This is a genomic window from Martinezella tropici, from assembly GCF_003287875.1.
Lineage (GTDB): Bacteria > Pseudomonadota > Alphaproteobacteria > Rhizobiales > Rhizobiaceae > Rhizobium > Rhizobium tropici_C.
Window position 1 is genome coordinate 1 of the sequence record NZ_QMKK01000037.1, and the last position, 11,973, is coordinate 11,973.

Annotated in this window: 9 protein-coding genes; 1 reads left to right on the plus strand and 8 read right to left on the minus strand. The window is 61.0% G+C overall.

Annotated features, from left to right (window positions below; genetic code table 11):
- The first annotated feature begins 53 nt into the window (after positions 1-53).
- A complete protein-coding gene (locus tag DQ393_RS14845; RefSeq protein WP_112340028.1) occupies positions 54-1,424 on the plus strand; it encodes an IS1182 family transposase in 1,371 nt (456 codons plus the stop codon).
- A gap of 176 nt (positions 1,425-1,600) precedes the next feature.
- Here DQ393_RS14845 and murB read toward each other — a convergent pair whose 3' ends face one another.
- From murB to DQ393_RS14885, 8 genes are all read right to left on the minus strand, one after another.
- A complete protein-coding gene (murB, locus tag DQ393_RS14850; RefSeq protein WP_112342546.1) occupies positions 1,601-2,575 on the minus strand; it encodes a UDP-N-acetylmuramate dehydrogenase in 975 nt (324 codons plus the stop codon).
- Complete coding sequence (gene murC / locus DQ393_RS14855) at positions 2,572-3,987, minus strand: UDP-N-acetylmuramate--L-alanine ligase (RefSeq protein ID WP_112342547.1); 1,416 nt, start codon at positions 3,985-3,987, stop codon at positions 2,572-2,574. Before murC ends, murB begins: the two co-directional genes overlap by 4 nt.
- Positions 3,984-5,105 carry an undecaprenyldiphospho-muramoylpentapeptide beta-N-acetylglucosaminyltransferase gene (murG, locus tag DQ393_RS14860; protein ID WP_112342548.1) on the minus strand — a complete coding sequence of 374 codons (1,122 nt, stop codon included), beginning with the start codon at positions 5,103-5,105 and terminating at the stop codon, positions 3,984-3,986. The genes murC and murG overlap by 4 nt, the downstream gene beginning before the upstream one ends.
- Before the next feature lie 181 nt (positions 5,106-5,286).
- Positions 5,287-6,441 carry a putative lipid II flippase FtsW gene (gene ftsW, locus DQ393_RS14865; RefSeq protein ID WP_112342549.1) on the minus strand — a complete coding sequence of 385 codons (1,155 nt, stop codon included), beginning with the start codon at positions 6,439-6,441 and terminating at the stop codon, positions 5,287-5,289.
- A gap of 1 nt (position 6,442) precedes the next feature.
- The gene (gene murD, locus DQ393_RS14870; protein ID WP_112342550.1) at positions 6,443-7,855 is read right to left on the minus strand and encodes a UDP-N-acetylmuramoyl-L-alanine--D-glutamate ligase; all 1,413 of its coding nucleotides are present in this window, start codon (positions 7,853-7,855) and stop codon (positions 6,443-6,445) included.
- 7 nt (positions 7,856-7,862) lie between these two features.
- The gene (gene mraY / locus DQ393_RS14875; protein WP_112342551.1) at positions 7,863-8,984 is read right to left on the minus strand and encodes a phospho-N-acetylmuramoyl-pentapeptide-transferase; all 1,122 of its coding nucleotides are present in this window, start codon (positions 8,982-8,984) and stop codon (positions 7,863-7,865) included.
- A gap of 11 nt (positions 8,985-8,995) precedes the next feature.
- Positions 8,996-10,456: a UDP-N-acetylmuramoylalanyl-D-glutamyl-2,6-diaminopimelate--D-alanyl-D-alanine ligase gene (locus tag DQ393_RS14880; protein WP_112342552.1), complete on the minus strand. Its 1,461-nt coding sequence runs from the start codon at positions 10,454-10,456 to the stop codon at positions 8,996-8,998.
- The gene (locus tag DQ393_RS14885) at positions 10,453-11,916 is read right to left on the minus strand and encodes a UDP-N-acetylmuramoyl-L-alanyl-D-glutamate--2,6-diaminopimelate ligase (RefSeq protein WP_112342553.1); all 1,464 of its coding nucleotides are present in this window, start codon (positions 11,914-11,916) and stop codon (positions 10,453-10,455) included. The genes DQ393_RS14880 and DQ393_RS14885 overlap by 4 nt, the downstream gene beginning before the upstream one ends.
- Positions 11,917-11,973: the final 57 nt, after the last annotated feature.

Below are 11,973 nucleotides of genomic sequence, written 5' to 3' on the forward strand. Positions count from 1 at the left end.
CAGACTGCTGACAAACCTCTGGCGTCAGCCGGAGGTTTTTGATTCAATGGGACATGCTGAAGAAACCTGCTCCCGAACAGACGGCTCTCGAGATGGTGACGCTCGACAGTCTTGTGCCGAAGGATCACCTTCTGCGCCGAATAGACGCGGTGATCGACTTCTCGTTCATCCACGATCGCGTTGCCGGCTTGTACTGCGCCGACAATGGCCGCCCGCCGCTTGATCCGACGCTGATGTTCAAGGCGCTGTTCATCGGCTACCTCTACGGCATTCGCTCCGAGCGGCAGCTGGTGCGCGAGATCGAGGTCAATGTCGCCTATCGCTGGTTTCTCAGGATGAAGCTGACGGATGGCGTGTTCGATGCGTCGACCCTGTCGCAGAACCGCCGCCGACGCTTCAACGATACGTCGGTGGCCCAGGATATCTTCGACCACATCGTTGAACAGGCGGTTTCCCACGGGCTGGTGGACGGCACGGTACTCTATACGGACAGTACCCATCTGAAGGCCAATGCCAACAAGGGCAAATACGATCTGGCCATGATCGAGAAATCGCGTGCCGACTACTGGGCCGACCTCGACCGGGCGATCGACGCGGAGCGCAAGCTGCATGGCCAGAAGCCGCTGAAGGACGGGGAGCGCCAGGCCGAGATCAAGGAGACCAAGGTGTCGCGCACCGATCCCCAGAGCGGCTACATGGTGCGTGACGGCAAGCCGAAGGGCTTCTTCTATCTCGATCATCGCACGGTGGACGGCCGACATGCGATCATCACCGATACCCATGTGACGCCGGCCAACGTGCATGACAGCATCGTCTATCTCGGCAGGCTCGACCGGCAGTGCCAACGCTTCGGCTTCGATGTGAAGGCTGTCGGGCTGGATGCCGGCTATGCCACCTCAGGCATCGCCCAAGGCCTGGAGGACCGCGCCATCCTCGGTGTCACCGGCTATCGCAATCCGACCCCGCCCAAAGCCGGCATGATGCGCAAGAACAGCTTCGTCTACGATCAGCGAGCCGATGGCTATCGCTGTCCGCAAGGCCAGCTTCTCACCTACGCCACCACCGACCGCAACGGCTACAAGCATTACACATCCGATCCTGCCATCTGCGGCACCTGCCCGCTTCTGGCGTCGTGCACGTCCAACGGCAAGGCCATCCGCACCATCACCCGGCACGTTTGGGCCGATGCCCGCGAGCGCACCGACGGTCACCGTCTCACATCCTGGGGCAAGGCGATCTACAAAAGACGCAAGGAGACGGTCGAGCGTTCCTTTGCCGATGCCAAGCAGCTGCACGGCCATCGCTACGCCCGCTTCCGAAGTCTCATCAAAGTCCGATGCCAGTGCCTGATGGCCGCCGCAGCCCAGAACATCAAGAAGATCGCGATGGCGCTCACAAAGACACCCAAACCGAGCCTCGCATGAATCACAGGAGCAGGACCGATCTCCCTTCAATGCCGCAACCCAGGAAACAAACACACCAGAAATACAAAACCCCGCCAAAATTTGACGGGGTTTGTCAGCAGTCTGAAGGCCGGGTGAAAACCCGGCCTTTTTATTGAATCATTTTCCGAAGTCCGGAGCCTGTAACAGGCCACTCCTTACTCCGACGTGACACCCTGGAACGGGCGAACCTCCCGGCCGGGCATGAAGTAACCGAGACGCTTGATCTCCCACTCCAGCTTGATGCCGGATTTTTCGAAAACCTCGCGGCGCACCTGCTCACCCAGATATTCCAGATCGTAGCCTGTCGCCTGCTCCATGTTGATCATGAAGTTGCAATGCAACGACGACATTTGCGCGCCGCCGATGACGAGACCGCGGCAGCCCGCTTCATCGATCAGCTTCCAGGCGGAATGGCCTTCCGGATTCTTGAAGGTCGAGCCGCCGGTCTTTTCCCGAATCGGCTGCACGGTTTCGCGATGGGCGCGCACGGCATCCATCTCGGCGCGAATCTTGGCGCGATCTTCGGGATAGCCCTCGAAAAGGACATGCGTGAAGATCAGGTCTTCCGGGGCATCCGAATGCCGGTAACTGTAGCCCATCTCGGCATTGCTAAGCACATGCTTGTCGCCCTTGCGGTCGATCGCATGCACCTCGACGACGCGCTCGCGCGTTTCGGCGCCATTGGCGCCTGCATTCATCCGCGCGGCACCGCCAACGCTGCCCGGAATGCCGTAGTAGAAATGAAAGCCGCCGATGCTGTTGTCCATCGCCATGGCCGCGACATGCTTGTCGGGGCAAATAGCGCCTGCCAGGATGCGATTTTCGCCGGCAAGCTCGACGGAGCCGAAACCCTTGGCCGAAAGCCTGAGGACGACGCCCGGAATGCCGCCGTCGCGCACCAGTATGTTCGAGCCCACTCCGACGACCGTTAGCGGTACATCTTCCGGCAATATTTTCAGGAAGGCGACAAGATCGTCCATGTCATGCGGCTGGAACATCAGTTCCGCCAGTCCGCCGGCGCGGAACCACGTAACACGATCCATCGGCGCGTCCGGCGTCAGCCGGCCCCTGATGTTCTTTACACTGTCGCCGAGCGACGCGAGAAGCTTTTCCCCATTTACCTGTTTCATGCGGACTTACCCGAGAGGCCTTCCAATTCCTTTGGCAATGACGCTGCCCAATATGTGATGCTGCCAGCCCCCAACAAAACCACAAAATCACCCGGTCGCGCAATCTCTGCAACCATGGCGGCAAGATCTTCCTGCGATGGAAGATAGCGCGCGTCGCGATGACCGCTAGCCTTGATGCGCGAAACCAACGTCTGCGAATCGGCACCCTCGATGGGATCCTCGCCAGCCGCATAGACAGGCGCCAGGAAAATGCTGTCGGCATCGTTGAAGCAGGCCGCGAATTCCTCGAAGAGGCTCGACAGGCGCGTATAACGGTGCGGCTGATGAACGGCGATGATGCGCCCCTTGCAGGCTTCCCGCGCGGCCTTCAGCACCGCCTTGATTTCAACCGGGTGATGACCATAATCGTCGAAGACCTTGACCCCGTTCCATTCGCCGGTCAGCGTGAAGCGGCGCTTGACGCCGCCGAAGGATGCGAGCCCTTTGGCGATCGCCTCGCTGGAGATCCCCAGCCGGTTGGCAACGGCAACGGCCGCCGTCGCATTGGAAATATTGTGGCGGCCCGGCATCGGCATGACGAGATCCTTGATCTGGATCACCTTGCCCGTGCGGCGCCTGCGGATTTCGATGTCGAACAGCGAGCGCGTGCCGTCGATGCGCACATTCGAGAAACGCACATCTGCCTGCGGGTTTTCGCCATAGGTGATGACCTTGCGGTCCTCGATGCGCCCGACCAGCGACTGCACTTCCGGATGATCGATGCACATGACGCCGAAACCGTAGAACGGCACATTCTCGACGAACTGCCGGAAGGCGGCACGGACTGCATCGAAATTGCCGTAATGATCGAGATGCTCCGGATCGATATTCGTGACAACGGCCACATCGGCCGGCAGTTTCAGGAAAGTACCATCCGATTCGTCGGCCTCGACCACCATCCACTCGCCGGCGCCCATGCGCGCATTGGTGCCGTAGGCATTGATGATGCCGCCGTTGATGACGGTGGGATCAAGTCCGCCGGCTTCGAGCAGCGTCGCCACGAGTGACGTCGTCGTGGTCTTTCCATGCGTGCCGCCGATGGCGATGGCGCTGCGGAAGCGCATCAGTTCAGCCAGCATTTCGGCTCGGCGCACGACCGGCAGCAGCTTTTCGCGTGCGGCGACGAGCTCGGGATTGCTCTTCTTGATTGCGGTGGAGACAACAACGACTTCGGCATCGCCGAGGTTTTCCGCCTTGTGGCCGATATGAACCGGAATACCCTTATCGCGCAGCCGCTGCACGTTGGCGCTTTCCGATTGATCGGAACCCTGCACGCGATGGCCGAGGTTATGCAACACCTCGGCAATGCCGCTCATTCCGATACCGCCTATACCGATAAAATGCACAAGGCCGATAGCCTTCGGCAGCTTCATGCGCCTGCCCCCTTGAATTGCTGAATTGAACGTCCCGCGGCAATAACCTCAACCATGTCGGCAAGCAAGTTTGCCGCATCCGGCTTGCCTGCCTGCTTGGCTGATGCCGCCATCTTTGCGAGCTTTTCCGGCATGGTCATGGCGCCGCGCAGGATGGTGGAAAGCTTTTCCGGCGTCAGTTCCGATTGCGCGATCACCTTGACGCCGCCGGTTGCCGCCAGCGCAGCCGCATTGGCTGCCTGATCGTGATCGAGCGCATGCGGATAAGGCACGAGAATCGCCGGGCGCCCGATAACCGCAAGCTCGGAGACCGTGGAGGCACCTGAGCGGCAGAGAACCAGATGCGCGGCGCCGATGCGCTCGGCCATATCGGTGAAGAACGGTGCGACATCAGCCCCCATGTCAAGCTTTCTCGTGCAGCTGTTGACTGTCTCCATATCTTCCGGGCGCACCTGCTGGGTAATGCGCAGGCGCTTGCGCAGCGGCTCCTCAAGCAGACTGATTGCCGTAGGCACGGCCTTCGAGAAATACTGCGCACCCTGACTGCCGCCGAAAACGACCAGATTGAACGGATCGTCCAGTCCCGACGGCACATAGGGACGCTTGGCAGCATCGATGACGGCCGGGCGCACGGGGTTTCCCGTCGTGACCGTCTTTTCCGCAAATGCGCCGTTATCCGTGAGGAACCCGCCCGCAATCGCACGGACGCGCGTCGCCAGCATCTTGTTGGCGCGGCCCATGACGGCATTCTGTTCATGCAGCATGGAGGGCACACCCATGCGCGTGGCGGCAAGAAGCGGCGGCACCGTCGGATAACCGCCGAAGCCGACGACGCAGACGGGCTTCAGTCTCTGGATCAGCTTCCGCGCCGCGCGCATGCCGCTCCACAGTGTCCAAAGCGCGCTTGCAACCTTCAGCGGATTCTTCGACCCGATCGTCGCCGAGGGTACGACATGGATTTCTTCAGCCGGAAATTTGCCGGCATAGCGTTCGGCGCGGCTGTCGGTGACGAGGTGCACGGAATAGCCGCGCTCCTTCAATTTATAGGCCAGCGCCTCGGCCGGAAATACGTGACCGCCGGTTCCGCCGGCGGCTAGAAGGACAATGCCTTTACTCATAATTTTCGCTCCCGCGAACACCCCACTACTCGGGGCATCTCCCTAATATAGGAAGCCGCCACGGCCGCGTCATCGACCCAGGCCAAGCCCCCCTCATAGACCGCCGCTTCCTGAAAAGCGACCGGAGAATGAGGGATAGCCAGGAGATATCGAGAGCAAATGGCAGATAGTCCCAAGACGATCACTCCGCCGGCAGTCCGTGCGTCACGCGGAACAAGGTGCGATCCTGCGCGCGCTTTTCCGGCCTGTGACGCGTCAACGCCAGGATGAAGCCCGCCGTCACGCAGATCGCGGTCATCGACGACCCACCATAGGAGATCAGCGGCAGCGTCATGCCCTTGGCCGGCAGGAGCTGCAGGTTCACGCCGATATTGATGATCGATTGAATGCCGATCTGCAGCACGAGGCCCGCAACGGCGAAACGGTTGAAATCGTTCTTTTCCTTATAGGCATGCGACAGGCCTCGCAGCACCAGGAAGGCAAAGATGAGCACAAGCACCATGCAGAAAATGACACCGAACTCTTCGGCGGCCACCGAGAAGATGAAGTCGGTATGGGCATCCGGAATGATACGCTTGACGATACCTTCACCGGGGCCAACGCCGAACCAGTTGCCGTGAACGATCGCTTCCTTGGCGGTATCGACCTGGAAAGTATCGCCCTCGCCCGTCATGAACTTGTTCACGCGTTGCGCCACGTGATCGAAGACGTAATAGGCTGCGACGAAACCGCCGGCGCCAAGACCGCCGAGCACGATGATCCACAGCCAGGGCATGCCTGCCATGAAGAACATGCCGCCCCAGACGGCGGTCGTCAGGATGGTCTGGCCAAGGTCAGGCTGGGCGACGAGCAACGCGACGACGATGCCGAACAGGATGATGGCGAAGAGATTGCCGGGGATTTCCGGCTGGCGTGCATGTTCGGAAAACAGCCAGGCGCAGACGACGACGAAAGCCGGCTTCATGAATTCCGAAGGCTGGATCGACAGGGCGGCGATATTGACCCAGCGCCGCGATCCCTTGACCTCGATGCCGAAGAAAAGCGCAAAAAGCATCATCGCCAGCGAGACGACGAGCAGGATGACAGCCGTCCTTCGCACCTGCCTCGGCGACATGAAGGAAATGCCGATCATCGCCGCAATCGCCGGGATGAGGAACAGGGCGTGGCGTTTGACGAAGTGGAATGGCTCAAGCCCGATACGCTCCGCCACCGCGGGTGAAGCCGCGAAGGAAAGCATGAAACCGATGCCGATCAACAAAATGAAAAGGGCGAGAAACACGCGGTCGATGGTCCAGAACCATTCGGCCAAGGCCCCACGTTCAACGCGGCTTACCATATCATTTGCCTCCAGCTGCTGAACCGATCAGCATCGTGACACCCTCGATCGCAGCCACATGGCTGACGAAGGCGTCGCCCCTGACCTCGAAATTCTTATACTGATCGAAACTTGCGCAAGCCGGTGACAACATCACCGCCGCGGATGCATGTTCATCCTTGTCTGCATCGGCTGCCGCATGCGCGACGGCCCGTTCCAGCGTACCGGAAATTTCGTAGGGCACCTGCTCCCCGAGCGTTGCGGCAAAGGCAGGTGCGGCCTCGCCGATCAGATAGGCCTTGGCGATGCGCGGAAAGAGCGGCGCAAGCGTCGTGATCCCGCCCTCTTTCGGCAGGCCGCCGGCAATCCAGTAGATATTCTCGTAGCTCGAAAGCGCAGGTGCCGCCGCATCGGCGTTAGTCGCCTTGGAATCGTTGACGAAGACCACTCGGCCGCGCTTTCCCACAGGCTGCATGCGATGCTTGAGGCCGGGGAAGGATTTCAGCCCGGTCCGGATTTCCTCGGCCGAAACGCCGACGGCAAGGCAGGCGGCGATCGCCGCCGCGGCATTCTGTGCATTATGGCCGCCGCGCAAGGTCTGGATCCCGTCGAGATCGGCAATCTCGCGTGCAGCACCGCTCGCTGCCTGCATGATGCGGCTGCCCTCCGCATAGAGGCCATCCGCCAAGGCATGCCGGCGCGAAATCCGGGTCACTTTTCCACCGGCACGCTCTACGCGATCGGCGATCAAGGAGGAATGACTGTCATCGACGCCGACGACGGCCACGCCGCTGCCCGCGACCAGCCGCTCCTTGATGTCGGCATAGTGCTGCATCGTGCCGTGCCGATCGAGATGATCGGGCGTGAGGTTCAGCAGAATGCCGGCCGAAGGATTGAGTGTCGGCGCCAGATCGATCTGGTAGGAGGAGCATTCGACCACATAAAAGCGCCCGGCCTTCGGCGGATCAAGCGTCAGGACGGCCGTCCCGATATTGCCACCGAGCTGCGTATCGCGGCCGCTCGATTGCAGGATATGGGCGATCAGCGCAGTCGTCGTCGATTTGCCGTTCGTGCCGGTAATGGCGATGAACGGGCAATCGGGAACATGCGCCCGCCGCTCCCTGACGAAAAGCTCGACATCACCGATGATCTCGACACCGGCGGCATGAGCGAGATCGACGGTCCAATGGGGCTTCGGATGCGTCAGCGGCACGCCTGGCGACAAAACGAAGACGGACTGGCTGTTCCAGTCGATCGTCCTGAGATCGGCAACCGCTATTCCCTCCGCTGCCGCCTTGGCCACGCTATCCGGATTGTCATCCCAGGCCGTGACCTCGGCGCCACCGGCGACGAGCGCTCGCGCCGTGGCGAAGCCCGAGCCGCCGAGGCCGAAGAGAGCGACCTTCTTTCCGTTCAGCGTGGTGACTGATATCATCGGCGCCTCACCGCAGCTTCAGGGTGGACAGGCCGATCATCGCCAGGATGACCGCAACGATCCAGAAACGCACGACGACCTGGCTTTCCGTCCAGCCCTTCTTTTCGAAGTGATGGTGGATGGGTGCCATGAGGAAGACACGGCGTTTGGTCATCTTGAAGAAGCCGACCTGAATGATGACGGAAAGCGCTTCCAGCACGAAAAGACCACCGATGATCGCCATGACGATCTCGTGCTTGGTGGCGACAGCGACAGAGCCGATCATGCCGCCGAGCGCCAGCGAACCGGTATCGCCCATGAAGATGGCGGCCGGCGGCGCGTTGAACCAGAGAAAACCGAGACCCGCTCCGATAACCGCGCCAAGGACCACGGCCAGTTCGCCCGTACCGGGCACGAAATTGATCGCGAGATAGTCGGCGAAAACGAAGTTTCCGGCCAGATACGAGATGATGCCGAAGGAGGCGGCCGCGATCATGACCGGCACGATAGCAAGCCCGTCGAGACCATCGGTCAGGTTGACGGCATTCCCAGCGGCTACGATGACGAATGCACCGAAGAACACGAAGAACATGCCGAGATTGAGCAGCAGGCTCTTGAAGAAGGGGAAGGCGACAGACGACCCGAAGGTCGAACCGGCCGGGCCGGAAGATAGCGCGGTCGTCATCATGAAGTAGACGGCGATAGCCGCGATGATGAATTCGATGCCGAGGCGCGCGCGGCCGGAAAAGCCCTTGTCGCTCTGCTTGGTCACCTTGAGATAGTCGTCGTAGAAGCCGATCGCGCCGAAGCCGAGCGTCACCAGCAGGGTGGCAACGACATAGACATTGGCAAGATCGGCCCAAAGCAGCGAGGAGACGACGATGCCGGCCAGAATCATCAGCCCACCCATCGTCGGAGTGCCGGCCTTCTTGAAATGCGTCTGCGGACCATCGGCGCGGATCGGCTGCCCCTTGCCCTGGCGCACGCGCAGGGACGAGATGATTCGCGGCCCGAAGAGGAAGACGATCAACGCTGACGTGAACAGGGCACCGCCGGTACGGAACGTGATGTATCTGAACAGATTGAGGAATCTGAAATGAGTACTGAAAAAATGAATATGGTCCGACAGTTCGGCAAGCCAGATCAGCATAAGAGCCCTTTCTAAAGCCCCTGATGGGTGTGGGGGCCCGTGTCGGAAAATGCGGGAAACTTGTCAAGCAAGCCCGCCACGATCTTTCCAAATCCCAGCCCCAGCGACGATTTCACCATCAAGACGTCGCCAGGGGCGACTGAATTGAGCGCGAATTCCGAGAGCTCCTCCGTCGTCTCGCGATATTCGACATGAACACTTTCCGGCAGCTCATCTCTCAAAGCCGCCATCTCCGGACCCGCCAGCCAGACATGCTCGATGCCGGCCGCCAGCAGCGGTCCGGCAAGGTTGGCATGCACGCGCTGAGCATAATCCCCCATCTCCAGCATATCGCCGAGAACGGCGATCCGCCTGCCCAGCCGCCCGCCCGGACCCGCATGCGGCGAGGTCGTCGCCAGCAGCGCGATAGCCGCGCGCATGGATGCTGGGTTGGCGTTGTAGCTTTCGTCGATCAGCGTGAAATAGCCGTTGCCGATCGCGCGCTTGTGGCGCTGTCCCCGGCCCTTTTCCGGCTGCAGATCCGCCAGGGCATCGACCGCCTCGTCGAGATCGGCCTCCACCAGCATGACAGCACCGAGCACGGCAAGCGCGTTTTCGGCGATATGGCGGCCGGGCGCGCCGAGCGCCACCTCCATGGTCTCGCCGCCGATCGTCAGCCAAAGCGTCGAATTTTCTTCCGAGGCATTGAATTCCGCAAGGCGCACATCGGCCTTCGCATGCTGGCCGAAACTGTGCACATGCTCGATGCCTGCCTCCAATGCGGCATGTTCCAGCATCTCGAACTGATCGCTGTCGTGATTGAGAATGGCATGGCCGCCCGGCACGACACCCTCGAAAATTTCCGCCTTCGCGGCTGCGATTTCACTGATGCTGTTGAAATTGCCGAGATGTGCCGGGGCAATCGTGGTGATGATCGCCACATGCGGCTGCACCATCTTGACCAGCGGGCGAATTTCACCGGGGTGGTTCATGCCGATTTCGAAAACGCCGAAATCGGTGTCTTCGGGCATGCGGGCCAATGTCAGCGGCACGCCCCAGTGATTGTTGAAGGAAGCAACGGAGGCATGCACTTTGCCAGAAGGCGTCAGCGCCCGGCGCAGCATCTCCTTGGTCGTCGTCTTGCCGACCGAACCCGTGACGGCGATGATCTTGGCTTGCGTACGCTTGCGGGCGGCGGCACCGAGCCGTGCAAGCGCCGCCAAGACGTCATCCACGACTACCTTCGGCACAGCCAGGCTGCCCATGGCCGGCAGCCGTGCCTCACTAATCACGATGAAAGCGGCGCCGTTCGCCATGGCGATATTGGCATAATCATGGCCATCGACACGATCGCCCTTGATGGCAAAAAAGGCTTCGCCCGGCTGGATGGAACGACTGTCTATGGAAATGCCCGTAATGCCCTCAGGCAGCGATCCGACGAAGCGGCCCGAGATTGCAGCGATCAGATCCTCAGTTGTCCATAACCAGCTCAAGACTTCAACTCCTCCAATGCTTTGCGCAATTCGGCATGATCGGAGAACGGCAGCGTCACGCTGCCGATCGTCTGACCTTCCTCATGCCCCTTGCCGGCGACGATCAGCGTGTCGCCCGATGTCAGCATGCCAACCGCCGTGCGGATTGCTTCGGCGCGATCGCCGATCTCCATCGCACAGCTGGCCGCCGCCATGATCTCCGCGCGGATCGTTGCCGGATCCTCGGATCGCGGATTGTCGTCGGTAACGACGACGACATCGGCGAGGCGGCAGGCAATCTCGCCCATGATCGGCCGCTTGCCCCGATCCCGATCGCCGCCGCAACCGAAGACGACGATGACACGGCCCGTCGTGAACGGCCGCACCGAATTCAGAACGTTCTCGAGCGCATCGGGCTTGTGAGCGTAGTCGACATAGGCCAGCGCACCGTCATGCGTGTGACCGACAAGCTCCAGGCGACCGGATGCGCCAACGAGCTTTTCCAGTGCCGCCATGGCGATCGGCGCCGCGACCCCAGTCGAAATGGCAAGGCCAGCGGCAACAAGCGCATTGGCGATCTGAAAATCCCCGGCCAACGGGATATGAACTTCGAAGATATCGTCGCCGACATGTACCTCGGCGATCTGCTTGTGGCGGAAATGCTCGACGCGCTTCAACGTCAGGAAATCACCCTTGCGTCCGACGGTACGCACATCCTGCCCTGCCTCGCCGGCGGCGGCGATGGCCTGTGCCGACCAGGCATCATCGGCAAAGATCACGGCCGGCGAACCCTTCGGAAGCAAATCCCTAAACAGCCGCATCTTGGCGGCCATATAATCCTCGACTGTCGGATGGTAATCCATGTGATCACGGCCGAGATTGGTGAAGGCAGCAGCAGCGAGCTTCACGCCATCGAGCCGGAACTGATCGAGGCCGTGACTGGAAGCCTCCATGGCCGCATGCGTGACACCTTCGTTGGCGAGTTCGGCCAGCAGCTTGTGCAGCGACACCGGATCGGGCGTCGTCAGCGCGCCATATTCGTTGCGGGTCGGCGAAACGACGCCGGTCGTGCCGATCATGGCAGCCGGATGACCGGCATAGGCCCAAATCTGACGCGTGAAGGAGGCAACGGAGGTCTTGCCCGCGGTCCCCGTCACCGCCACCATCGTTTCCGGCTGCCGTCCGTAGAAGCGCGACGCCGAGACGGCAAGAAAACGGCGCGGCTCGGAAACCGAGAGCACGGGTACGCTGCCGGCATCGGCCCCATGACCCGCAACCACGACCGATGCCCCACGCGCAACGGCATCGGCGATAAAGCTCGCCCCATCAGCTTTGGTACCGGCCACAGCGATGAAAGCCATGCCAGGCGACACCTTCCGGCTGTCGGCGGAAATTCCGATTATCTCAAGATCGCCAAGCGTCCCGCCAATCTGTATGTTGAGTTCCGGAAATCCATTTCCGGCAATGTCCCGCAAATTCATCGAATGTACTTTTCGCCTTCTCGATCAGTCCGCCCCTCGCGAATCGACGTGTGTATT

Coding starts and splice junctions, on each gene's coding strand:
- DQ393_RS14845 (WP_112340028.1), top strand. CDS start 54: ATGCTGAAGAAACCTGCTCCCGAACAGACGGCTCTCGAGATGGTGACG.
- murB (WP_112342546.1), bottom strand. CDS start 2,575: ATGAAACAGGTAAATGGGGAAAAGCTTCTCGCGTCGCTCGGCGACAGT.
- murC (WP_112342547.1), bottom strand. CDS start 3,987: ATGAAGCTGCCGAAGGCTATCGGCCTTGTGCATTTTATCGGTATAGGC.
- murG (WP_112342548.1), bottom strand. CDS start 5,105: ATGAGTAAAGGCATTGTCCTTCTAGCCGCCGGCGGAACCGGCGGTCAC.
- ftsW (WP_112342549.1), bottom strand. CDS start 6,441: ATGGTAAGCCGCGTTGAACGTGGGGCCTTGGCCGAATGGTTCTGGACC.
- murD (WP_112342550.1), bottom strand. CDS start 7,855: ATGATATCAGTCACCACGCTGAACGGAAAGAAGGTCGCTCTCTTCGGC.
- mraY (WP_112342551.1), bottom strand. CDS start 8,984: ATGCTGATCTGGCTTGCCGAACTGTCGGACCATATTCATTTTTTCAGT.
- DQ393_RS14885 (WP_112342553.1), bottom strand. CDS start 11,916: ATGAATTTGCGGGACATTGCCGGAAATGGATTTCCGGAACTCAACATA.